At 64.4% G+C, this 21,843-nt stretch carries 22 protein-coding genes; 10 read left to right on the forward strand and 12 right to left on the reverse strand.

Features of this window, described 5'->3' with window-relative positions; translation table 11 throughout:
• The first annotated feature begins 55 nt into the window (after positions 1-55).
• Entirely contained in the window at positions 56-433 is a 378-nt protein-coding gene (locus VCS63_RS14700; protein ID WP_323880184.1) for a DUF423 domain-containing protein, read from the forward strand.
• 66 nt (positions 434-499) lie between these two features.
• The gene (locus VCS63_RS14705) at positions 500-1,414 is read left to right on the forward strand and encodes a DMT family transporter (protein ID WP_063640566.1); all 915 of its coding nucleotides are present in this window, start codon (positions 500-502) and stop codon (positions 1,412-1,414) included.
• Between the two features lie 6 nt (positions 1,415-1,420).
• Here the strand turns inward: VCS63_RS14705 and VCS63_RS14710 are convergent, their stop codons facing one another.
• Positions 1,421-2,059, reverse strand: a complete 639-nt coding sequence (locus tag VCS63_RS14710) for a glutathione S-transferase family protein (RefSeq protein ID WP_063640565.1) — start codon at positions 2,057-2,059, stop codon at positions 1,421-1,423.
• A 5-nt stretch (positions 2,060-2,064) separates the two neighbouring features.
• Positions 2,065-3,219, reverse strand: a complete 1,155-nt coding sequence (locus VCS63_RS14715) for a PQQ-dependent sugar dehydrogenase (protein ID WP_104653513.1) — start codon at positions 3,217-3,219, stop codon at positions 2,065-2,067.
• A gap of 81 nt (positions 3,220-3,300) precedes the next feature.
• Between VCS63_RS14715 and VCS63_RS14720 the strand changes: the two genes are divergently transcribed.
• Complete coding sequence (locus VCS63_RS14720) at positions 3,301-3,912, forward strand: glutathione S-transferase family protein (protein ID WP_042793652.1); 612 nt, start codon at positions 3,301-3,303, stop codon at positions 3,910-3,912.
• A 38-nt stretch (positions 3,913-3,950) separates the two neighbouring features.
• Here VCS63_RS14720 and VCS63_RS14725 read toward each other — a convergent pair whose 3' ends face one another.
• A complete protein-coding gene (locus VCS63_RS14725) occupies positions 3,951-4,922 on the reverse strand; it encodes a LysR family transcriptional regulator (protein ID WP_063640564.1) in 972 nt (323 codons plus the stop codon).
• A 133-nt stretch (positions 4,923-5,055) separates the two neighbouring features.
• On the opposite strand from VCS63_RS14725, the gene VCS63_RS14730 reads away from it, so the two are divergent.
• From VCS63_RS14730 to VCS63_RS14740, 3 genes are read left to right on the forward strand one after another with little or no spacing between them, the layout of a single operon-like run.
• The gene (locus VCS63_RS14730) at positions 5,056-6,033 is read left to right on the forward strand and encodes a Bug family tripartite tricarboxylate transporter substrate binding protein (RefSeq protein ID WP_063640563.1); all 978 of its coding nucleotides are present in this window, start codon (positions 5,056-5,058) and stop codon (positions 6,031-6,033) included.
• A 2-nt stretch (positions 6,034-6,035) separates the two neighbouring features.
• Positions 6,036-7,502, forward strand: a complete 1,467-nt coding sequence (locus tag VCS63_RS14735) for a D-aminoacylase (protein ID WP_323880186.1) — start codon at positions 6,036-6,038, stop codon at positions 7,500-7,502.
• A 1-nt stretch (position 7,503) separates the two neighbouring features.
• On the forward strand, positions 7,504-8,238 hold the full coding sequence (locus VCS63_RS14740) for an aspartate/glutamate racemase family protein (protein WP_042793655.1): 735 nt from the start codon (positions 7,504-7,506) through the stop codon (positions 8,236-8,238).
• 67 nt (positions 8,239-8,305) lie between these two features.
• Here VCS63_RS14740 and VCS63_RS14745 read toward each other — a convergent pair whose 3' ends face one another.
• The 7 genes from VCS63_RS14745 to proC form a co-directional block, all read right to left on the reverse strand.
• Positions 8,306-9,007 carry an ABC transporter ATP-binding protein gene (locus tag VCS63_RS14745; protein ID WP_042793656.1) on the reverse strand — a complete coding sequence of 234 codons (702 nt, stop codon included), beginning with the start codon at positions 9,005-9,007 and terminating at the stop codon, positions 8,306-8,308.
• Entirely contained in the window at positions 9,007-9,774 is a 768-nt protein-coding gene (gene livG, locus VCS63_RS14750; RefSeq protein WP_042793657.1) for a high-affinity branched-chain amino acid ABC transporter ATP-binding protein LivG, read from the reverse strand. Before livG ends, VCS63_RS14745 begins: the two co-directional genes overlap by 1 nt.
• A complete protein-coding gene (locus tag VCS63_RS14755) occupies positions 9,771-11,006 on the reverse strand; it encodes a high-affinity branched-chain amino acid ABC transporter permease LivM (RefSeq protein WP_042793658.1) in 1,236 nt (411 codons plus the stop codon). The genes livG and VCS63_RS14755 overlap by 4 nt, the downstream gene beginning before the upstream one ends.
• The gene (gene livH, locus VCS63_RS14760) at positions 11,006-11,932 is read right to left on the reverse strand and encodes a high-affinity branched-chain amino acid ABC transporter permease LivH (protein ID WP_042793659.1); all 927 of its coding nucleotides are present in this window, start codon (positions 11,930-11,932) and stop codon (positions 11,006-11,008) included. Before livH ends, VCS63_RS14755 begins: the two co-directional genes overlap by 1 nt.
• A 189-nt stretch (positions 11,933-12,121) precedes the next feature.
• On the reverse strand, positions 12,122-13,237 hold the full coding sequence (locus tag VCS63_RS14765; RefSeq protein WP_042793660.1) for a high-affinity branched-chain amino acid ABC transporter substrate-binding protein: 1,116 nt from the start codon (positions 13,235-13,237) through the stop codon (positions 12,122-12,124).
• Between the two features lie 442 nt (positions 13,238-13,679).
• On the reverse strand, positions 13,680-14,249 hold the full coding sequence (locus tag VCS63_RS14770) for a queuosine precursor transporter (RefSeq protein WP_042793661.1): 570 nt from the start codon (positions 14,247-14,249) through the stop codon (positions 13,680-13,682).
• On the reverse strand, positions 14,246-15,079 hold the full coding sequence (proC, locus tag VCS63_RS14775) for a pyrroline-5-carboxylate reductase (RefSeq protein WP_323880189.1): 834 nt from the start codon (positions 15,077-15,079) through the stop codon (positions 14,246-14,248). The genes VCS63_RS14770 and proC overlap by 4 nt, the downstream gene beginning before the upstream one ends.
• 193 nt (positions 15,080-15,272) lie before the next feature.
• Here proC and ugpB point away from each other — a divergent pair, with 193 nt between their 5' ends.
• The 4 genes from ugpB (at position 15,273) to VCS63_RS14795 (ending at position 19,692) form a co-directional block, all read left to right on the forward strand.
• Complete coding sequence (gene ugpB, locus VCS63_RS14780; protein ID WP_149064501.1) at positions 15,273-16,586, forward strand: sn-glycerol-3-phosphate ABC transporter substrate-binding protein UgpB; 1,314 nt, start codon at positions 15,273-15,275, stop codon at positions 16,584-16,586.
• A gap of 197 nt (positions 16,587-16,783) precedes the next feature.
• Positions 16,784-17,665, forward strand: a complete 882-nt coding sequence (ugpA, locus tag VCS63_RS14785; RefSeq protein WP_042793664.1) for a sn-glycerol-3-phosphate ABC transporter permease UgpA — start codon at positions 16,784-16,786, stop codon at positions 17,663-17,665.
• 21 nt (positions 17,666-17,686) lie between these two features.
• Complete coding sequence (gene ugpE, locus VCS63_RS14790) at positions 17,687-18,538, forward strand: sn-glycerol-3-phosphate ABC transporter permease UgpE (RefSeq protein WP_013393954.1); 852 nt, start codon at positions 17,687-17,689, stop codon at positions 18,536-18,538.
• 65 nt (positions 18,539-18,603) lie between these two features.
• Complete coding sequence (locus tag VCS63_RS14795) at positions 18,604-19,692, forward strand: sn-glycerol-3-phosphate import ATP-binding protein UgpC (protein ID WP_063640559.1); 1,089 nt, start codon at positions 18,604-18,606, stop codon at positions 19,690-19,692.
• A gap of 84 nt (positions 19,693-19,776) precedes the next feature.
• On the opposite strand, the gene VCS63_RS14800 is transcribed toward VCS63_RS14795, so the two are convergent.
• Both VCS63_RS14800 and VCS63_RS14805 read right to left on the reverse strand, forming a co-directional pair.
• A complete protein-coding gene (locus VCS63_RS14800) occupies positions 19,777-20,664 on the reverse strand; it encodes a MipA/OmpV family protein (protein WP_112965609.1) in 888 nt (295 codons plus the stop codon).
• Positions 20,665-20,724: 60 nt separating this feature from the next.
• Positions 20,725-21,819: a serine hydrolase domain-containing protein gene (locus tag VCS63_RS14805; protein WP_323880191.1), complete on the reverse strand. Its 1,095-nt coding sequence runs from the start codon at positions 21,817-21,819 to the stop codon at positions 20,725-20,727.
• Positions 21,820-21,843: the final 24 nt, after the last annotated feature.

Here is a 21,843-nt window from a genome sequence, read left to right on the forward strand (position 1 = left end):
GGGCATATCATAGGCGGCTGTAACACGATTAATCAGACACTTCCAAGGATTGGCGATGACGGACCGACAGCTGACGATACTCGCGGCGTTGAATCTAATGGTGGCCGTGGGCGCGGGCGCATTCGGCGCCCATGGCCTCAAGCGCATGCTTACGCCGGAGTTGCTGTCCGTCTGGCAGACCGGTGTGCTTTACCACCTGGTTCATGCGCTGGGCCTGTTCGTCGTTGCGCTGCTGGGCGCCCGTTATGGCTCGCCGCTGCTGTCGGCTGCCGGCACGGTGATGTTCGCGGGCATCGTACTGTTCAGCGGCAGCCTCTACCTGCTGTCCCTGACGGGCACGCACTGGCTGGGCGCCGTCACGCCCTTCGGCGGAGTGGCGTTCCTGGCGTCGTGGGGCATGGTCGCGCTGGCGGCTTATCGCTCCCTGAGCTGAACACGCGCGCGCCTTCTCTCCTTTCCCACATTCAGGCGGCCGGAACCGCCAACCCCCAGGCTGTAGATGTCCACCTCTTCCGTACTCCCCGCTGCCCAGAATCAATCCGCTGCCGCAGGCATCGCCTGTGTGGTGGGCGGCATTTTCTTCCTGACCTTGAGCGACGCCAACGCCAAGTGGCTGGGTGCCAACTACAACCCGCTGCAGATCCTGTTCCTGCGGGCGCTCATCGCCCTGCCCTTCGTCACCGCGCTGGCCTTGTGGCTGGGCGGACGCCGGGTGCTCCGTACCGCCCATCCCGGGCTGCACCTGACGCGCGGCGCCATCAACGTGGTCTCGGCCTACTGTTTTTATCTGGGGCTGCGCACGCTGCCGCTGGCCGAGGCTACCGCCATTGCCTTCGCCGCGCCCTTGTTCGTCACCGCGCTGTCCGTGCTGGTGTTGAAAGAACGCGTGGACGGCAAGCGCTGGCTGGCCGTGCTGGCCGGTTTTGCGGGCGTGCTGATCGTGGTGCGTCCCGGCGCCGCGACCTTCCAGGCGGCAACCCTGTTGCCGCTAATCACCGCATTGCTATACGGAGTGATGATGATCACGGCCCGCGGCATCAATCGCAATGAAGGCATGCTGACGACCACCCTGTACATCGTCCTGGGCCAGTTGGTATGCAGCGCGGTCGCGCTGCCCCTGGTGTGGGAGCCGCCGGCCGTCGCGGATTTGCCGTATTTCGGCGCGGTGGCGTTGTTCAGCACGTTGGGCCTTGCGCTCATCACGCAGGGATTCCGCATCGGCCCGGCATCGGTGGTTGCGCCTTTCGACTACACCGGACTGATCTGGGCCACCGTCCTGGGCTGGATCTTCTGGCGCGAGACGCCCGACGCCTATGCTTATCTGGGCGCGCTCTTCATCGCCGGCAGCGGCGTTTATATCGCTCTGCGCGAGGCGCGGTCCAAGTCCCGGACTCGCAAAGCCTCCCAACGCTGACGCCGTCTATTCCGTGGGCGGCGGAAAGTGCCGCCGCAGCACCCGAGCCACGTTGGGCTCGAGCGCCGCCTCGCGCGCCACGGCCGTGAGGGCCGGACACTCGGACGCGAACCACGCCTGCCCCGGACGCCAGCGCGTCATGACCGTGACGTACAGGTCCAGCGCTGAAAAACGCCGGCCCAGCATATGCGGGGCGCCCGCCTGGCGCTCCAGCTCCTGCCAGATATCCGCGCGGCGCGTATGCACCCGCTGCCGCAACAGCTCGGACGCAGGCCCCTCGGTGGTCCATTGCGGCGGGTTGTCCCCGTAGGTAAACGTGGGATAGATCGCCGCCACCAGGCGGATCAACAGATTGAGAAAGCGCGCCCGCTCCGGCTTGTCCGGGGTGGGGGCAAGTCCCGCCTGCGGCGCCACGTCGTTCAGGTGCAGAATCATGGCGGCGCTTTCGGTCATGATCTCGCCGTCTGGCAGGACCAGGGTGGGCACCTGTCCGAGCGGATTCAATTGCAGCAGCCGGTCGCGCTCGGCGCAGGGTTTCAGGTACGGCAGGTCTGTCAACGTATGCGGCACGTTGGCCAGCACCAGCGCCATCTCGACGATGGCGGACCCGCAGCCAGCGGACCCGATCAGCTCATACGGTTTCATCGCGTTCATCCTCCGGAGTCTGCCGGCGCCAGGCGCAGCAACTCGCCCGGCGAGGCGTCGGTCAACACGTATACGTAGCCGTCCGGCCCCTGCCGCACGTCGCGTATCCGCTGCTTGCGGTCCGTCAGCAGCCACTCCTGGCCCACGACGCGGTCGCCGTCCAGAGTGAGGCGGATGAGATTCTGGTTGGCCAGAGCGCCGATGAATACGGAGTTGCGCCACGCCGGAAACCGGTCCGCGTTGTAGAAGGCCATGCCGCTGATGGCGGGTGACTTCGGCCACCAGTACAACGGCGGCTCCATGCCCGCCAGGTCGCCGCCCTTCGCTTCAGGAATGGGCTGGCCCGAATAATTGATGCCATGGGTGGCCAGCGGCCAGCCATAGTTCTTGCCCCGCTGGACCAGATTGATCTCATCCCCGCCGCGAGGCCCGTGTTCGTTTTCCCAGAGTTGGCCGGTCCAGGGATTGAGCGCCATGCCCTGCGGGTTGCGATGACCATAGGACCAGATTTCCGGGCGTGCGCCGGCCTGGCCCACATAAGGATTGTCGGGCGGCACGGAGCCATCGGCCTTCAGGCGCACAACCTTGCCCTGCAGCTTGTCCAGGTCCTGGGCCGTGGGCCGCTGGTTGTTTTCGCCCAAGGAAATGTAGAGATAGCCCTTGCCGTCGAGCACCAGGCGCGACCCGTAATGCAGGCCCGACGACAGCTTTGGCTCCTGCCGGAACAACACGCGAAAATCTTCCAGCGCCGCGCCGTCGGCGGACAGGCGGCCGCGGCCCACCGCCGTGCCGCTCTTTGAACCGTCGGCCTCTGCGTAGGACAGGTAGACATACCGGTCCTTGGCGAAGTCCGGCGAAAGCGCCACGTCCAGCAGGCCGCCCTGACCTTGCGCGGCGACCTTGGGCACACCGGCCAGCGGCTTGGACAACCCGCCCGGAATGCGCAATAGCCTCAAGTTGCCCGGACGCTCTGTGATCAACACGCCGCCTTCCGGCAGAAAGGCCATGCCCCAAGGATGATTCAACCCGCCCACCACGGCCGTGACACGGGCCGGGACGGATGCGGGTTCGGGGCCAGGCTGCGCGGACACCGTCAGCGCGGCGCTCAGGCAGAGCGGCAGGAACAAGGCGCGCGTGATCGCGGCGGGGCGTGACGGCATGGGCATCTCCGGCAACGGGTGGCGTACCATATCGGGCCAGGAACGGAGATCCCCGTCCTTGCTCTCAGGAGACCCCATCTGATGAAACTGTACTACATGCCCGGCGCATGCTCGCTCGCGTCCCACATCGTCCTGGAATGGATCGGCAAACCTTACGAAACGCACAAGCTGAGCCGCGACGAGCTCAAGAGTCCGGAGTTCTTGAAGGTCAATCCCCTTGGCGCCGTGCCCGCGTTGGCCCACGACGGATGGACCGTCACGCAGAACGCCGCGATTCTCGAGTACCTGGCTGAACACGCCCCGGAACTGAAACTGCTGGGCGACGATACGCCCCGCTCGCGCGCCGAAGTGCGCCGCTGGCTCGGTTTCATCAACTCGGACATCCACAAGACGTTCTCGATGCTCTTCGGCGCGCAGCGTTTCCTGGGCGACGAAGCTGCCCAGAAAGAGCTGGCTGCTTCCGCTTCCGCGCTGCTGACCAAGCTGTTCGCGCAGCTGGACGGACAACTCGCGGGCAAGTCCTATCTGACGGGCGACAAGCCTTCCATCGCCGACGCCTACCTGTATGTGGTGCTGCGTTGGGCGCATGCCAAGGAAGTGAACCTGTCCGGCCTCGACAACCTGGCCGCCTTCTTCAAGCGCATGGAAGCCGACAAGGGCGTGCAGGCCGCGCTCAAGGCCGAAGGTCTGTAAGGCCACAGAGGCCGGACTTGCCGCGCAGGCGCAAGCCCTCAGCTGGAAGCGCCGGGCGCCTCGGCCATATCGGGCGGCGCGCCCTCTTCCAGTGTTTTCTTCACCGCCGCCAGAAAGCGCCGCGCCAGCAAGGGCGGCGCGCTCAGGTTCGAATGCGTGGCCCAGATATCCACGCCGGCCTGCGGCCAGATCGGGCGCAGCACCATGTGCGCCGCCTGGTCCGGCGTGACGCACCAGGCGTCGACCAAGGCCGGTCCCAAGCCTTGCTGCACGAACGAACAGGCCGTCACCGGTGAATGCACCTCCACCGCCGCCGCGCACGCCGGCCCTTCTCCGAAGAATGGCTTGAGCGCGCGCGCCAGCGGTGTGTCTCGCGGATAACCGATCCATGCCGCGGTGGAGAAATCCTCCGGCCGTATCACGTCGCGCGCCGCCAGCGGATGGCCCGCCGGCAATACGCAGATGACGGGCACCCGCGCCAGTCGCACGGACCTCAGGTTGGGATGATCGGGCGGCTGCATCGACACGCCTATGTCCGCCTGGCCGGACAGAAAATACGCCGCCAGCTCATCAAACGTCACACTGCGGTAATCGACGCGCGCGTCGGCGTTGCGTCCGCGGAAGCGGTCCAGCGCCATCGGGATGAGGCGTTGTCCGAAACTGGCGCTGGCAACAATCTTGAGCATGCCTGCGCCCGATTGGCCCAGGCTGGCAGCCAGGTCATTCACGCGCTGTATGCCGCCATAGACCTGCTCCACCTCGGCGTACAGCCGCCGCGCTTCGGCCGTCGGCGATAACCGGCTCTTCACGCGCTCAAAGAGCTTGTAACCCAGCCGGCTCTCGGTCAATGCCAGCACGCGGCTGACGGCAGGCTGCGACACGTGGAGCATGCGGCCCGCGCCGCTGATCGATCCGGCCATCATGATGGCCCGGAACACCTCGATCTGGCGCAGGTTCAAAGGCCGCCCGGCAGTGGGTCCGACCTCGTCCGCGTAGGCATGTGCATCCATTTTTTCCCCTGGCAATTCAGCACCAAACCGATAACGCCCGATTATAGGTTTTCGACATTTTTCGATGAGGGCGAGCGCCAGCGCGGGGTGTAACCTGCCGGCCTCAACACCACAAAACCAAGGGGAATCCACCATGCGCAGCAAACTGTTCCGCGGCCTTTCCGCGCTGGCGTTCGGCGCCGTCCTGTCGGCCAGCGCCAACGCCGGCGCTTATCCCGACAAGCCCATCACCTTCGTGGTGCCGTCCGCCGCGGGCGGCTCGCCCGACGTGCTGTCGCGCCTGATCACCACCCAGCTGGCGCGCGACACGGGCGCCACCGTGGTGGTCGAAAACCGTCCCGGCGCCGCCGGCAATATCGGCATCGCGCTGGTCAAGCGCGCGGCCCCCGACGGCTACACCGTGGGCTACGGCAACATCAACACGCTGGCCGTCAACCGCTCGCTGTTCAAGCGCCTGCCGTATGACGTGGACCAGGACCTGACGCCCGTGGCTCATCTGTTCGACCTGTACAACGCGCTGATCGTGCCGGCGGACTCGCCCATCAAGAGCGTGCAGGACCTGATCGACCGCGCTCGCAAGGAACCCGGCCGCCTGTCCTATGGAGCATCGGGCGTGGGTACCACCGGCCACATGGGCGGCGAACTCTTCAAGAGCATGGCCCGCGTCAACGTCATGTTCATTCCCTACAACGGCGGGCCGGCCGCCATCCAGGACCTGCTGGGCGGCCGCCTGGACTACCTCTTCGTCAATACGTCTGAGGCGACTCCGCTGGTCAAGAGCGGCAAGGTACGCGCCATCGGCGTGAGCAGCCTGAAACGCCTGGCGCTGATGCCCGACGTACCCACCCTGGACGAGGCCGGGCTGAAGGGATACGAGACGGTCGCCTGGGGTGGCGTGGTTGCCCCCAAGGGCACGCCGGCGGAAGTGGTGGCCACGCTGAACGCCGCCATCCAGAAGGCCCTGCAGGCTCCGGAAGTGCGCACCGGCCTGGCCACGTTGGGCGCGGAACCGGCCAGCGGTTCGCCCGCGGAGTTCAAGCAGCTGATCGACCGCGAAACCGCCAAGTGGCAACAGATCATCGACGCCGCCGGCATCGAAAAGCTCGATTGAACATGAGCGCGCGCATGCTGCAAGCAGACTTCGTCGTGGCGGACGCCACTCTCGTGGACGGCACGGGCGGCCCCGCCCGCCGCGGCGACCTCGCGGTGCGTGACGGCCGCATCGCCGCGGTGGGCGATTTCGCCCACCCCACCGGCGTCCCGGTCATCGACGCCGCCGGCCTGGCGCTGGCGCCCGGCTTCATCGATTCGCACACGCACGACGACGGCTACCTGCTGGCGCACCCCGACATGCTGCCCAAGGTATCGCAGGGCATCACCACCGTGGTCACCGGCAATTGCGGCATCAGTCTGGCGCCGCTGGCAGAAACCCCCATCCCGCAGCCGCTGGACTTGCTGGGGCCGGCCGAACTGTTCCGTTTCGGCACCTTCCGCGCCTGGGTGGACGCGCTGCGTGCCACGCCTGCCGCCGTCAACGTGGTTCCGCTGGTCGGGCACACCACCCTGCGCGTCGCCGTCATGGACGACACCTCGCGCGCCGCCGATGCAGGCGAACGCGCCGCCATGCGCGAGCTGCTGCAAGAGGCGCTGGACGCGGGTGCCTTCGGCGTTTCCACCGGCACCTTCTACCCGCCTGCCAGCGCCGCGCCTACCGACGAGATCATCGATGTCTGCGCGCCGTTGCGCGGCCGCCCCGGCGTGTACGCCACCCACCTGCGCGACGAGGCGGACCACATCGTGCCGGCCATGGAGGAAGCGTTGTTGATCGGCCGCGAGCTCGATTGCCGAGTCGTGTTTTCCCACCACAAGCTGGCGGGCGAACGCAACCACGGCCGCAGCCGCGAAACGCTGGACCTGATCAGCCGCGCGGCCGCCCAGCAGCCTGTCTGCCTGGACTGCCATCCCTACCCCGCCACGTCCACCATGCTGCGCCTGGATCGTGCCCGGCTCGCAAGCCGGACGATGATCACCTGGTCCAAGGGCTACCCCGAAGCCACCGGCCGCGACTTCGATGAAGTCATGGCGGAGCTGGGGCTGGACGACGAAGCCGCCATCGCGCGCCTGGCCCCCGCAGGCGCAATCTATTTCCTGATGGACCCAGCCGACGTCGGCCGCATCTTCTCGCATCCGCTCACCATGGTGGGCTCGGACGGCCTGCCCTTTGACCCCCATCCGCACCCTCGCCAATGGGGCACGTTCACCAACGTGCTGCGCGCCATGGTGCGAGAACAGGGCCTGCTGACCCTGGAGACCGCGATCCACAAAATGACCGGGCTCGCCGCCGACCAGTACGGCATCGCCGGGCGCGGTCTGCTGCGAGAGGGGTATCATGCTGATCTGGTGCTGTTCGATCCCGCCACGGTGACAGATGTGGCCACTTTTTCAGCTCCCATTCAGGCAAGCCAAGGCATCCACGCAGTTTGGGTCAATGGCCGCCAGGTCTGGGACGGGGAAACAACCAGCACCGAACGCCCGGGCCAGGTCTTGACGCCCGGGATGGCATTACCTCGGAGTGAATAACGTGAACAGCTATTCCCAGGGTTGTTACCTGGGTGTATTGGGCGGCATGGGCCCCATGGCCGGCGCGGCCTTTGCCCTGCGCCTGGCGGCACTGACGCCCGCCGCCATCGATCAGCAGCACATCCCCACGCTGCTGCGCAACGACCCCCGCATCCCCGACCGTTCCAGCGCCTACATGGCCGGCGGCGAAAATCCCCTGCCCTATATGCAAGAAGGCGTGCGCTTTCTGCAACAGGCCGGCGCGCAACTCATCGCCATCCCCTGCAACACGGCCCACCTCTGGTACGACCAGATCGCGGCATCCACCAGCCTGCCCGTGCTGCACATCATCCAGGCCGTCATCGACGACCTGCGCCGCCTGGGCCTGCCCGCTGGCCGCATCGGCTTGATGGGCACCGCCGCCACGCTCAAGCTGGGCCTCTACCAGCGCCATCTGGAAGCGCAAGGCTACGAGTGCATCGTGCCGGACGACGACGAAGTCGAGCGCTATTGCATGGGCTCGATCCGCGCAGTCAAGGCCAACCGTCTCGAAGACGCCTACGCTCCCGCCGCCGAATGCATCGCCCGCCTCAAGGCTCGCGGCGCCGATGCGGTCGTGCTCGGCTGCACCGAACTGCCGCTGGCCGTGCCGCACGCGCTGCGTCCCAGCCTGGGCGTGACGCTGACGGATTCCATCGATGCCCTCGCGCGCGCCGCGATCTCGCACTATCAGGCCGAGCAACTGCTGGCTGCCTGATCCCGCCGGCAAACGAAAAAAAAGCGCATCTTCCGATGCGCCCAATTTCCCTTCGCGGGGAATAGGATCAACCGCCCAGATACGCCTTGCGCACCTGATCGTTGACGAGCAGGTTGGCGCCGGTGTCCTGCAGCACCACGCGGCCGTTTTCCAGGACATAGCCGCGGTCAGCCACCCCCAGCGCCTTGTTTGCGTTCTGCTCCACCAGGAACACGGTCACGCCTTGTTCGCGGATCTCGCGGATGATGTCGAAGATCTGGGCGATGACGAGCGGAGCCAGGCCCAGCGTCGGCTCGTCCAGCAACAACAGGCGCGGGCGGGTCATCAGCGCGCGGCCGATGGCCAGCATTTGCTGTTCACCGCCGGACATCAGGCCGGCGCGCTGGCTGGCACGCTCTTTCAGGCGCGGGAACAAGCCGTACACGTGGTCGATGCCGGCCTGGATCTCGTCGCGCTTGGAAAAGAAGCCGCCCATCATCAGGTTTTCGGCCACGGTCAGGTCCTTGAACACCCGCCGCCCCTCAGGCGAAATGGCGATGCCATTACGCATGATGTGGTGCGTGTCCTTATGGGTGATGTTCTCCCCCTCGAACGTGATCGTCCCTTCCCTGGCCCGGGGATTGCCGCAGACCGTCATCAGCAACGTCGTCTTGCCCGCGCCGTTGGCGCCGATCAGCGTGACGATCTCGCCTTTGTTGACCTCCACGGATACCCCGTTCAACGCCTGGATGGCGCCGTAGTAGGTATGAATGTTATCCAGCTTCAGCATTATTCTTCCCCCAGGTACGCCTTGATGACGCGCTCGTCGTTGCGCACCTGCTCGGGGGTGCCGGTAGTAATGGGCTTGCCGTGCTCCATGACCAGGATGCGGTCGGAAATGCCCATGATCAGGCTCATATCGTGTTCGATCAGCAGCACCGCGACGCCGAACTCGCGCCGAAGCTGGTCGATCAGCGACTGCAGATCGCGCTTTTCCTGAGGGTTCAGGCCCGCCGCCGGTTCATCCAGCATCAAGAGGCGCGGCTTGGTGATCATGCAGCGCGCGATCTCCAGGCGGCGCTGGTGGCCGTAGGCCAGGTTGCCGGCTTCGCGGTTGGCAAACTCGCGCAAGCCCATGAAATCCAGCCATTGCGCGGCGCGCGCCAGCGCGTCGGACTCGGACTGGCGATAGGACTTGAGCTTGAGCAGGCCCGGCAGCAGCCGCGCCTCGACCTGGGTGTGCTGCGCAACCAGCAGGTTTTCCAGCACCGTCAGCTGCTTGAACAGACGCACGTTCTGGAACGTGCGCACCAACCCATGGCGCGCCACCTTGTGGCTGGGCAAGCCGGTAATCGACTTCCCGTCCATGACGATGTCGCCGGCCGTCGGCGCATAGAAGCCGCCCACGCAGTTGAATACCGTGGTCTTGCCTGCCCCGTTGGGGCCGATGATGGCGAACACCTCGTCGGATTTGACTTCGAACGCCACGCTGTCCACGGCCAACAGGCCGCCGAACCGCATGGTGAGTCCGGATACTTTCAGCAATGCCTCGCTCATTTAGCCAGCTCCACGTGGGGACGCTTCATGGGCAACAACCCCTGCGGACGCCACATCATCATCAATACCATCACCAGGCCGAACATCAGCATCCGGTACTCGGCGAATTCGCGCGCCACTTCGGGCAACACTGTCAGCAGCACGGCCGCCAGGATCACGCCCACCTGCGAGCCCATGCCGCCCAGCACCACAATGGCAAGGATCAGCGCGGATTCGATGAAGGTGAAGGACTCCGGGTTCACCATGCCTTGGCGCGCCGCAAAGAACGCGCCGCCGAAACCGGCGAACATGGCGCCGAGCGTGAAGGCGGACAGCTTGATACGCGTGGGGTTCAGCCCCAGCGAACGGCAAGCGATCTCGTCTTCGCGCAACGCTTCCCAGGCCCGTCCGACAGGCATGCGGATCAGCCGCGTCGACACAAACAGCGTGACCAGCGCCAGCAACAGTGCCATCAGGTACAGATAGATCACCATGTCCTGGTTCTGGAACGTCCAGCCCATGAAGTCATGGAACGTGGTGCCGCCCTCGGTGCTGGCGCGGCGCGTCATTTCCATGCCGAATACCGTCGGCTTGGGTATGCCCGAAATGCCGTCCGGACCGCCTGTCAGCGTATTCAGGTTGATCAGCAGCAGGCGGATCATTTCACCGAAGCCCAAGGTCACGATGGCCAGGTAGTCGCCGCGCAGCCGCAAGACCGGGAAGCCCAGGATGAAGCCGAACAACGCTGCCATGGCGCCCGAGAACGGCAGCGCTTCCCAGAAGCTCCAGCCGCCCCAGTGATAAAGCAAGGCGTAGGTATAGGCGCCGACGGCATAAAAGCCCACGAAGCCCAGGTCCAGCAGGCCTGCAAAACCCACGACGATGTTCAGGCCCAGGCCCAGCATCACGTAGATCAGCACCAGCGTGGCGATGTCCACCGAGCTGCGCCCGGCAAAGAATGGCCAGATCACCGCGATCGCCAACAACAGCAGCGCGAGCGGCTTATGGGTCTTGGCGGGAGCAGCCGGCAAGGTGGGCAGGCCCGTCTTGAGCTTCTGGAACGGTTTGGCGATCCAGGGACGCAGCAGTTGGAATACGAACACGATCGCGGCGGCAATCGCCACCAGAGACCAGTTCGACTCCATCGTGGTGCGCGCGCCCTGCCGGATCAGCTGCAGGCCAAAGACGGGGGTGACGATGACAGCCGTCAGCACGGCCGCCATCGTGGCGTTTTTCAGATTGTTGTTCGACATCAGACTTTTTCCACCTCAGGTTTGCCCAACAGCCCGGTGGGACGGAACAGCAGGATCAGGATCAGCAGCGAGAACGCCACGATGTCCTTGTACTGTGAGGAGATATAGGCAGCCGCAAAGGTCTCGGCCAGCCCGAGCAGCACGCCGCCCAGCATGGCGCCGGGGATGCTGCCGATGCCGCCCAGCACCGCCGCGGTAAAGGCCTTGATGCCGGCCAGGAAGCCGATGAAGGGATTGAGCTTGCCGATGGTGATGGCGATCAGCACGCCGCCCACCGCCGCCAGGATCGCGCCCATCACGAACGTGAACGAGATCACGCGGTTGGTGTCGATGCCGAGCAGGTTCGCCATGTGCATGTCCTGCGAGCAGGCGCGCGAGGCGCGGCCCATGCGCGAATACTTGATGAACAGCGTCAGCGCGATCATCAGCACCACGGTGACCACGATGATCATGATGCGCGAATACGGCACCGTCACATCGAAGTCGGAACCCATGTGGAACTGCCACGCGCCCGACACCAGCGAAGGCACGGCCATGTCTCGCGCGCCCTGCCCGAGCGCGACCCAGTTCTGCAGGAAGATCGACATACCGATGGCGGAGATCAGCGCCACCAGACGGGGACTGCCGCGCACTGGCCGGTAGGCGACGCGCTCGACGCTGAAGCCATAGATGCCTGTGACGACGATCGCCACGACCAGCATGGCCGCGATGATGAACGGTATCGGCAAACCGCTATTGGTGCCGATGGCCGTCAACGTGACCAGGCCGACATAGGCGCCGATCATATAGATTTCGCCGTGAGCGAAGTTGATCATACCGATGATGCCGTAGACCATTGTGTAGCCGATGGCAATCAACGCATAGATCGCGCCCAGAGACAATCCATTGAAGAATTGCTGGGTAAGTTGGGGTATGAGGTCAGACATTATTTCTCTTGCTCCAAATGGTTCCGGCCCCGGTAGTAAGACCCGGAGCCGGAAACCTGGGCGTATTTTATAAGGGCCTGGCATCTGCGCCTGCCGGCCGCACAGCGCTTTTGGCGCATCGCTACGCGGATTACGGCAGAACGAGGACGACAGGCCCTACACGCCGGCGACGCCGGCGGGATCGCGAGTTTACAGCTGGGTCTTCTTGCCGTCCTTATCCCATTTGTAGACGGCGAACTCGAAGTTCTTCAGGTCGCCCTTGGCGTCGTACTCGACCGGGCCGATGCCGGTGGAGAACTTGGTCTTGTGCATGTAGTCAGCCACCTTGGCGGGATCTTCGCCCACTGCGTTGATGCTGTCGGCCAGGATCTGTACTGCGGCGTAAGCCGGCATCTGGAAAGCGCCATCCGGATCGCGCTTGGCATCCTTGAAGGCCTTCACGATGCTCTCGTTGCCGGGCAGCTTGGTGAAGTCCGCGGGCAGCGTGACCAGCAGGCCTTCGATGGCCGGACCGGCGATCGCCACCAGATCCTGGTTGGCCGTGCCTTCCGGGCCCATGAACTGAACCTTCAGGCCCTGTTCGCGCGACTGGCGCAGCAAGAGGCCGAGTTCGGGGTGGTAGCCGCCGAAGTAGACCAGGTCCACGCCTGCGGACTTCAGCTTGGTGATGATGGCCGAGTAGTCGCTGTCGCCGACGTTGATGCCTTCGAACATGGCGACGTTCACGCCGTCCTTGGTCAGGGTGTCGCGCACCTGGGTAGCCACGCCGGAACCGTAGGTCTGCTTGTCGTGCAGCACGGCGACCTTCTGCGGCTTCAAGGTCTTGGCGATGTAGTTGGCGGCATACGGACCTTGCTGGTCGTCGCGGCCGATGGTGCGGAAGAAGAAGTGCGGCTTGATCGTGTCGGTCACCAGCGGCGAGGTCGCGCCCGGGGTGATGCCGACGATGCCCTCTTCCTCGTAGACCTTCACGGCAGCCACGGTCACGCCCGAGCACGCATGGGCCACGGCGAACTTGGCGCCGGAGTTGACCACGCGGTTGGCGGCCGGCACGGCCTGCTTGGGTTCGCAGCCGTCGTCGATGAGGATGGGCTCGAGCTTCTTGCCCTTGACGCCGCCCTTGGCGTTGATGGTCTCGATAGCGGTCAATGCGCCGGCCTGGATCTGGTCGCCGTATTGCGTATTGGGGCCGGTCATGGGCTGGGGAATGCCAATCTTGATCGTGTCGGCGGCGTGCGCGGCGCCAGCCAAGGCAAGTGCCCCAAGCGCCATGGCTACCGGGGTAAGGCGATTCAGAAACTTCATGCGGAGTTCTCCAGCGAGGTTTTGAGCGGCTCTGTCCGGTGCGGTTTATCGGGTGGGTAATCCGTTAATCCGCATCGCCCGTCGCCGGCTTCTTGGGCAAAATCACGGTGTGGGCGGTATTCTGGAAGCAAGCCGCCATACTGTCACTGCGTGTAATCCCCAATATTTTTCCGGCGGCCTTTAATCGTGACGGATAGCAGCCACAAGCCCATGAAATCGCTGGAGAATCCGCAAGAAAACCTTATTTAATATCTGGCGCGGACTGGCAACTTGTGCTTGGCGATATATATTCGCCGCGATTAATACACTGTTTAAAGACGCATTTAAATACAGTGCTTACGCGGGCCTTACGAATAATGATTAACGCGCGTAGTAATCCGCCGGCCTGAGCCAGGAAAAAAGGGGCGCGCCTGCAGGCGCTGCCCCCTCTGCTTCATCGCTTTCACGCGTTGGCCGGTTTGGCCAGATTCCACATCAGCGCCCGGAATGGCGCAAGCATGCTGATATTCACCGCGAGCTTGATGGCGAGATCGCCCATCATCCAGGTCATCCACGGCGCTCCGGTAGCGGCAAACGCGACGCTGAAGAAGACGGCTGTGTCCAGGATGGCCCCCAATACGCCGGACACCAGCGGCGCGCGCCACCAGCGCTGATCTCGCAAGCGGTCGAACACCTGGATGTCGACCAGTTGCGCGCAGATATAGGCGAGCCCCGAGGCCAGCGCGATGCGCGGCGATGCTACCCACACAGACACCACCAGGGCCGCGGCGAACCCGAACCAGACCACCCGGCGCGCCGCCGCCGGCCCGAACCGGCGGTTCAGCACGTCGGTAACCAGGAAAGCCACCGGATACGACAGCCCGCCCCAGGTCAGCCAGTTGTTCAGGGGCACCTGGACCAGGATATTCGAGCCGACCACGACCACCAGCATGCACAGCACGGCGATGGCAAACTGCGGCCGGCTCATCGAGGCAAAACGCCGGGAGGCTGCGCTCCCGCCCGCAACCGTCATTTTCCGAATTCCTCCGCCAGTTCGCGCGAACGCTGCGCGGCGGCGGCCATGGCGTCTTCGACGATGCCGGCAAAGCCCGCCGCGCCAAAGGCGTTGAGCGCGGCTGCCGTGGTGCCTCCCTTGGAGGTGACGCGTTCGCGCAGCGTGGAAAGCGGCTCCGACGACTCGGCCGCCAGGCGCGTAGCCCCGGCCAAGGTGCCCAACGCCAGTTGCTTGGCCTGTTCGGCGGTCAGGCCGACCTTCTGTCCGCCGGCCACCAGCGCCTCCAGGAACAGGAAAACATAGGCGGGCCCGCTGCCGGACAAGGCAGTGACGCCATCCAGCGCCGCATCATCCGTCACCCAGACGACCTCCCCCACGCTGGACAACAGGCGCGCAGCCAGGTCACGGTCGGCGGCGTCCACCCCGTCCAATGCGGCCAGGCCTGTGATGCCCGCGCCCACCAGGGCCGGGGTATTTGGCATGCAGCGCACCAAGCGCTGGAACGGGGCCTCCGGCGTGCCCAGCCAACCAGCCAGCGTGTCGGCGCGGATACCCGCCGCCACGCTTACCACCAAAGTGTCGTCGCGCAGCCACTGACGCGTGGAAGCCACAACGTCTTTCATGTTCTGTGGCTTGACAGCGAACACCCACACCCGGCAGGCCGCCAGGGCTTCGCTGGGAGCCGTCGCGGTGGTCATGCCGCGGGCCTGCCACGCGGCGTGCGAATCCTGGTTAATGTCAATGACATGAATGTTGCCGGCGGCGCATACTTTGCCGGCCAGGCCTGAAGCCAGGGCGGCTGCCATATTGCCGCCGCCGATGAACGCAATCGAAAGTTCGTTTTTCATAGGAGACGATTGTAGACGGTAGTTCTCGTTGGGAAAAAAAAGAAAAATGTTCGTTCGCGCCTAAAACGCGCAATTTGACAGGCGTTTAGAGTGATGTGAAAGTCACGGTTTTGTCACAAACAATTCATAAGGTGTCGTGTTTTCCGCGCTCGGACAACCCGGCCGCGTCACGCCCAACTGGAGGAACCTCTCTATGCGATCCCACCGTATTGCCTTAACCTTTGCCGCCATCATGACGGCCTTCGCGGGCGCGTCCGCGCATGCCGCCACCGAGATCCAATTCTGGCACTCCATGGAAGGCGCGCTGGGCGACCGCGTGAACGGCCTGGTCGACGAATTCAATAAGAAGAACCCCGACTACCAAGTCAAGGCAGTCTACAAGGGCAACTACGGTGAATCCATGAACGCCGGCATCGCCGCGTTCCGCGCCGGCAATGCTCCCGACATCCTCCAGGTTTTCGAAGTCGGCACCGCGACCATGATGTACGCCAAGGGCGCCATCAAGCCGGTGCAACAGATGTCCGAAGAAGCCGGCAACCCGATCGACCCCAAGGAATTCATCGGGGCCGTGGCTGGCTACTACTCGTCGGCCGACGGCAAGCTGGTGTCGATGCCCTTCAACAGCTCGACCGTGGTGTTCTACTACAACAAGGATGCCTTCAAGAAGGCTGGCCTGGATGCCGACAAGCCGCCCAAGACCTGGGAAGAGCTGGCCGCCGCCGGCCAGAAGCTGAAGGCCGCCGGCCAGGAATGCGGCTACACGACGTCCTGGCCGTCGTGGGTCCAGCTGGAAACCTTCTCGGCCTGGCATAACGTGCCTTACGCCACCAAGGACAACGGCTTTGGCGGCCTGGATGCGCGCATCGCCATCAACACCCCGCTGCACGTGCGCCACCTGGAAAACCTGGCCAAGCTGGGCAAGGAAGGCATCTTCATGTACGGCGGACGCGGCGACGAGCCGAACTCGCTGTTCATCAGCGGCAAGTGCGCGATGATCACCGGCTCCTCGGGCCTGCGCGCCAACATCGCCAAGAACGCCAAGTTCGAATTCGGCACCTCGACCCTGCCCTATTACGCCGACGTGCAAGGCGCGCCGCAGAACACCATCATCGGCGGCGCTTCGCTCTGGGTCTTCGCCAACAAGAAGCCCGAAACCTACAAGGGCGTCACCGCCTTCTTCAAGTTCCTGGCCAGCCCGGAAATCGCCGCTCGCTGGCACCAGCAGACCGGCTATGTGCCGGTCACCAAGGCCGCTTACGAGCTGACCAAGAAAGATGGCTTCTATGACAAGAACCCGGGCACCGAAGTCGGCGTCAAGCAGTTGAACGTTGAAACCACTGCGCAATCGCGCGGTCTGCGCCTGGGCTTCCTGCCGCAGATCCGTGAAATCGAAGACGCTGAAATCGAACGCATCGTGTCGGGCAAGGTCAGCGCCAAGGACGGCGCCGAGAGCATCGTCAAGCGCGGCAACGAACTGCTGGAAAAGTTTGAGAAGAGTGTAAAGTAACGCCCTTCTGAAATACGGCCCCGGTCCTGTCAATCGGTATTTTCCATGCCGTAACAAGGACTTGGGCTCTTTCGCACCACGCAGTACAAGGCTTAAGGCCCTGCTTTTTTAGGGCTTTAAGCCTGTCGTATTTTACGAAGGCGGTTTCAGGCGGCGGTTACTCCAACCGCCGCTTTTCTGTACCTTGGGTTCCCCCTATGGAAAAACGCGTTGTATTCGGGCACAAGACCTTGCCCTATCTGCTGCTCCTGCCGCAGATCATCATTACCGTGGTCTTCTTCTTCCTGCCGGCCGGCCAGGCCATGTGGCAATCGTTGCGGCTTGAAGATGCTTTCGGACTGTCGTCCGAGTTCGTCGGCCTGGACAACTTCATCGACCTGTTCTCGCAACAGGCGTATCTGGATTCCTTCCGTGTCACCGCCGTGTTCTCGATCCTCGTGGCGGTGGTCGGGCTGGGCGTGTCCTTGCTGCTGGCCGTCATGGCAGACCGCGTGATTCGCGGCGCCGGCCTCTACAAGACGCTGCTGATCTGGCCCTATGCCGTGGCCCCCGCCGTCGTCGGCGTGCTGTGGCTGTTCCTGTTTTCGCCTTCCGTCGGCATCCTGGCCGTGGCGCTGCGCCATGCCGGCGTCGATTGGAACCCTCGCCTGGACGGCAACCAGGCCATGACCCTGGTCCTGATCGCCGCGGTGTGGAAGCAGGTGTCGTACAACTTCCTGTTCTTCCTGGCCGGCTTGCAGTCGATTCCGCGCTCGCTGATCGAAGCCGCCGCGATCGACGGCGCCAGCCCGTCCCGCCGGTTCTGGAGCATTGTGTTTCCGCTGCTCTCGCCCACCACGTTCTTCCTGCTGGTGGTCAATATCATCTATGCCTTCTTCGACACCTTCGCCGTGGTGGATACGACCACGCAAGGCGGTCCCGGCACGTCGACCTCCATCCTGGTCTACAAGGTGTACAGCGACGGCTTCCGCGGCCTGGATCTCGGTTCGTCCGCAGCCCAGTCAGTGGTTCTGATGTTCATTGTGATTGCCTTGACGGTCGTGCAGTTCCGCTACGTCGACCGCAAAGTGCAGTATTGATTTTGTCCGAGGCTACAAACAATGGTTGAACGCCGTCCCTGGCTGGATATTCTGGCCCACGTCATTCTGCTCTGCGGCGTGGCGATGGTGGCATTTCCGCTCTACGTCACTTTCGTCGCGTCCACCCAGACCGCGCAGGAAGTGGCTTCCGCGCCGATGTCCCTCATCCCCGGCAAGCATTTCGTCGACAACTACATGCAGGCGCTGTTCGGCGGCTCGTCCGGCGGCTCCTCGGGCGCGCCCGTGGGCCGCATGATGTACGTCAGCCTGATCATGGCGCTGGCGATTTCCATCGGCAAAATCGCCATCTCGCTGCTGTCGGCCTTCGCGGTGGTGTACTTCCGCTTCCCCGGCCGCATGTTCTTCTTCTGGATGATCTTCGTCACCCTGATGCTGCCGGTCGAGGTCCGCATCGCGCCCACTTACAAAGTCGTGGCCGACCTGGGGCTGCTCAATAGCTACGCCGGGCTCACTTTGCCGCTGATCGCATCGGCGACGGCGACCTTCCTGTTCCGCCAGTTCTTCCTGACGGTGCCGGACGAGCTGATCGAGGCCGCGCGGATCGACGGCGCAGGCCCGGTGCGCTTCTTCCGCGACGTGCTGCTGCCGCTGTCCAAGACCAGCATCGCAGCGCTGTTCGTGATCCAGTTCATCTACGGCTGGAACCAATATCTGTGGCCCCTGCTGGTCACCACGCAGGAAGACATGTACCCCGTCGTCATCGGCATCAAACGGATGATCAGCGGCGGCGACAGCGTGACCGAATGGAACATCACCATGGCCACCGCCATGCTCGCGATGATCCCGCCCGCGCTGGTTGTGATCCTGATGCAGAAATGGTTCGTCAAGGGCCTGGTCGACACTGAAAAATGATGGCCCCCCACGCCGCGCCTGCGGCTTGCCGCCCACCCGAACACGACTCCGAACACGAATAACTCATGGCTACTCTCAGCTTCCGCAACGTCAAGAAAACCTACGCCGGCAACGTGCCGGTCATCCATGGCATCGACATGGACGTCAAGGACGGTGAATTCATCGTCATCGTCGGCCCGTCGGGCTGCGGCAAGTCCACGCTGATGCGCATGGTCGCCGGCCTGGAAACCGTTACCAGCGGCGAAATCGTCATCGACGGCAAGGTCGTCAACAATCTGGAGCCCGCCGAACGCGACATCGCGATGGTGTTCCAGAACTATGCGCTTTACCCGCACATGACCGTGTTCGAGAACATGGCCTACGGCTTGAAGATCCGCAAGTTCTCCAAGGACGAGATCAAAAAGCGCGTGGACGTCGCCGCGCAGATCCTGGAACTCGGCCATCTGCTGGACCGCCGCCCGCGCGCGCTGTCTGGCGGACAACGCCAACGGGTGGCCATGGGCCGCGCGATCGTGCGTGAACCCAAGGTCTTCCTGTTCGACGAACCCTTGTCCAACCTGGACGCCAAGCTGCGCGTGGCGATGCGTCTGGAAATCATGAAGCTGCACCGCCGCCTGGGCACCACCAGCCTGTACGTGACGCACGACCAGGTCGAGGCCATGACGCTGGCCCACCGCATGATCGTCATGTACCAGGGCGTGCCCGAGCAGATCGGCACGCCGATGGAAGTATTTGAGAAACCGGCTTCGACTTTCGTCGCCGGCTTCATCGGCTCGCCGCCCATGAACCTGGTGGAAGTGAATGTCGCGGGCGACGGCACGCTACAGACCCTGGACGGCACGGCGCTGGACATCTCGCCGCTGCAGGTGCCCTCGCAGGTGCGCGGGCGCAAGGTCATCATGGGCATGCGCCCCGAGCACATGCTGCTGAACACGCAAGGCGTGCCGGCAGAGGTCGAAATGGTGGAAACGCTGGGCTCCGAACAATTGGTCCACTGCCGCTGCGGCAAGTCCATGCTGGTCGTGCGTTGCACTACCCGCCAACTGTCGGAATCGTCGGCCAAGGTCGGCGACCGCGTCAACGTGGGTCCGGATGGCCGCCATCCGCTGCACTGGTTCGAGGCCGATAGCGGCCGCCGCGTGCAAGGCCTGTAACGCCCCGCCAACGGAACCGGCGGCACGGCCCGCCCGGTTCCGTCTTGCCCGCCCCCCCGTCCGGGAGCGGGCCGCTCTCCCCGATCAATACGAGTAGGTCACCATGGTGCCAATGGTGTACTGCGCGCGGTCCTTCACGATAGGACTGTCGGCCGCGTCGCCATACAGGCGCCGCGCTTCCGCGGCCGTAGTCCAGGCCCAGGACTTGCCCAGCGGCACTGTCCAGGTCGCGCCCAGGGCCACGCTTTCCAGGCCCCCTGTGGGACTATATTTGCGGTAGCCGGATTTCGCTGATTGCTTGCCGCTCACGCCATACCAGGTGCGCATGTAGTTGCCGTCGCCGAAAGTGCTGGACAAGGCCAGCGATATCGCCCCGGCGCTGCCCTCGTACACCGTCGTGCTCGCTCCCAGGTTGAACATCGTGTAGGCGCTTCCCACGTCCCGGTCATCGCCCTTTTTGAATGCATGCGCGATCGTCGCCGAGAGGGTCACCGGACCCAGCGTCGTTTCCGCGTCCATGCCGATCTGCGCCCGGCTCTTGATGTCGCCCATGCCGCGTAGCTTGTCCGATCCTTCGAATCCCTTTTTGTGGTCCTTGCGTGACGCGCTGGGCGCCAGGTAGAACCGGAAAGTGCTGTCCAACGCCTGCGTCTCCCAACCCAATCCGTGGTCGGTGCTGAGAAAGAAGCCGCCGGGGCTGCGCACGCCCAGGCCGATGATGGGCACCGCGGAGTATTCGTCGCTCCCGCTGTAGCGCGGCGCGTAGCCGGCGCCCAGCGTGCCGTAGAACAGCCATTCTTCGGCCGCCCCCTCTCCGGTGGCGACGGTCAACCCCCGCGAGCTGGCTCCGCGCTGGCCGTAGACGGAACTGGTAGCAGCGTCATCGGCCAGGGACAATCCCGGGATAAATGCCAGCAGGCACGCGGCGCCGGTGCCGCGTGTGAACAGGGAAGAACGCAATTTTCGCTTCATAACTGCTTCCAAGAAACGAGGTTGAGGGGTGTAAAACCAGCGAGCCGAGCGCGGCTCGAACTATTGGGTGATTGCGCTTTGCTTGGCCTGACGCATCAGTGTCATCGCCATCGCCGACACCGAGGCCACCAGCGGCTCGCTGGTGTCGGAGTTGCTCATGACCAGCACCGCGAGCTTGTCGCGCGGCGCCAGCACAAAGCGGGAATGAAAGGCTTCAGTGGCGCCGCTGTGCTGGCGCAAGGACCCGCCGGCGACGTCCTCGCCGCAAGGCGCCGCAAGCCACGAAAGCGCGAAGCGGCAGTCCAGCGCCAGGCCGTCGTCGACCGTCTCCAGGTCGAGCACTGCGCGGGCCGATTCGGCGTTCAACACGCGGCGCCCCTGGAACAGGCCGTCGCCAAACAACATGCTCGAGAAGCGCGCCATCTCCGAGGTGCTGAGCCACAATCCATCGGCCGTCTCGTTGGGCTGTGGCGCCTCGGTCCACGGCTCGCCGCGGCGGTAACCCGCGGCGCGCAATTCGAGCATGCGCGGGCTGGGATGGAACCCTGAGCGCGGCATGTTGAGCGGCTGCAGGATCGTGCGGCGCACATAGGTGTCGAAGGGTTCGCGGGCCACATGCGCGACCATGTCGCCCAGCAGCGCATAAGCCATGTCGGCGCGCGCGCGGCCCATGGTGTCTTCCAGCGAATAGGGATGCACGCCCAGCAGATTGCGCGCAGTGAAGGGATGCGCTCCCAGCCATTGCATGGCGCCACGCCGGGGCTGGATGTCCCAGTCGGGCAGCGCCTGCGAGGCGGGCTGGTCCAGTGCCAACCGGCCGTCATCGGCGGCGCGCAGGACGCCGGCGGCGGTAACGATCTTGGTGATGGCGCCTACGCGGTACAGCGTGTCGCTAGTCGCGCTACGGTGGCGCAAAGGGTCCGCGTAGCCAAATCCCGTGCTCCACACCACCCGCTGGTCGTCCACGATGGCGATCGACAGTCCTGGCACCCTTGACGCGTTCATGTCGTAGGGGATGCGAGCTGCCAAATAGCCAACGACCGCATCGTAGTCGCCTTGGGCGATCGTGGGCGGCGCGCCGGGAGGCACGCCCTGGCAACCGCCCGCGGCGACCAGCAACATACCAACGGCAACCAGGCGGCTGAGGGAAAACATGGCTAGCGGCAATGCCTCTGTGGA

Source organism: Achromobacter sp. D10 (genome assembly GCF_035282245.1).
In the GTDB taxonomy this organism is placed as follows: domain Bacteria; phylum Pseudomonadota; class Gammaproteobacteria; order Burkholderiales; family Burkholderiaceae_B; genus Achromobacter; species Achromobacter insolitus.

Bases quoted from the DNA above. Each gene is read 5' to 3' on its own strand.
- VCS63_RS14700 (WP_323880184.1), top strand. From the start codon at position 56: ATGACGGACCGACAGCTGACGATACTCGCGGCGTTGAATCTAATGGTG.
- VCS63_RS14705 (WP_063640566.1), top strand. From the start codon at position 500: ATGTCCACCTCTTCCGTACTCCCCGCTGCCCAGAATCAATCCGCTGCC.
- VCS63_RS14710 (WP_063640565.1), bottom strand. From the start codon at position 2,059: ATGAAACCGTATGAGCTGATCGGGTCCGCTGGCTGCGGGTCCGCCATC.
- VCS63_RS14715 (WP_104653513.1), bottom strand. From the start codon at position 3,219: ATGCCGTCACGCCCCGCCGCGATCACGCGCGCCTTGTTCCTGCCGCTC.
- VCS63_RS14720 (WP_042793652.1), top strand. From the start codon at position 3,301: ATGAAACTGTACTACATGCCCGGCGCATGCTCGCTCGCGTCCCACATC.
- VCS63_RS14725 (WP_063640564.1), bottom strand. From the start codon at position 4,922: ATGGATGCACATGCCTACGCGGACGAGGTCGGACCCACTGCCGGGCGG.
- VCS63_RS14730 (WP_063640563.1), top strand. From the start codon at position 5,056: ATGCGCAGCAAACTGTTCCGCGGCCTTTCCGCGCTGGCGTTCGGCGCC.
- VCS63_RS14735 (WP_323880186.1), top strand. From the start codon at position 6,036: ATGAGCGCGCGCATGCTGCAAGCAGACTTCGTCGTGGCGGACGCCACT.
- VCS63_RS14745 (WP_042793656.1), bottom strand. From the start codon at position 9,007: ATGCTGAAGCTGGATAACATTCATACCTACTACGGCGCCATCCAGGCG.
- livG (WP_042793657.1), bottom strand. From the start codon at position 9,774: ATGAGCGAGGCATTGCTGAAAGTATCCGGACTCACCATGCGGTTCGGC.
- VCS63_RS14755 (WP_042793658.1), bottom strand. From the start codon at position 11,006: ATGTCGAACAACAATCTGAAAAACGCCACGATGGCGGCCGTGCTGACG.
- livH (WP_042793659.1), bottom strand. From the start codon at position 11,932: ATGTCTGACCTCATACCCCAACTTACCCAGCAATTCTTCAATGGATTG.
- VCS63_RS14765 (WP_042793660.1), bottom strand. From the start codon at position 13,237: ATGAAGTTTCTGAATCGCCTTACCCCGGTAGCCATGGCGCTTGGGGCA.
- VCS63_RS14770 (WP_042793661.1), bottom strand. From the start codon at position 14,249: ATGACGGTTGCGGGCGGGAGCGCAGCCTCCCGGCGTTTTGCCTCGATG.
- proC (WP_323880189.1), bottom strand. From the start codon at position 15,079: ATGAAAAACGAACTTTCGATTGCGTTCATCGGCGGCGGCAATATGGCA.
- ugpB (WP_149064501.1), top strand. From the start codon at position 15,273: ATGCGATCCCACCGTATTGCCTTAACCTTTGCCGCCATCATGACGGCC.
- ugpA (WP_042793664.1), top strand. From the start codon at position 16,784: ATGGAAAAACGCGTTGTATTCGGGCACAAGACCTTGCCCTATCTGCTG.
- ugpE (WP_013393954.1), top strand. From the start codon at position 17,687: ATGGTTGAACGCCGTCCCTGGCTGGATATTCTGGCCCACGTCATTCTG.
- VCS63_RS14795 (WP_063640559.1), top strand. From the start codon at position 18,604: ATGGCTACTCTCAGCTTCCGCAACGTCAAGAAAACCTACGCCGGCAAC.
- VCS63_RS14800 (WP_112965609.1), bottom strand. From the start codon at position 20,664: ATGAAGCGAAAATTGCGTTCTTCCCTGTTCACACGCGGCACCGGCGCC.
- VCS63_RS14805 (WP_323880191.1), bottom strand. From the start codon at position 21,819: ATGTTTTCCCTCAGCCGCCTGGTTGCCGTTGGTATGTTGCTGGTCGCC.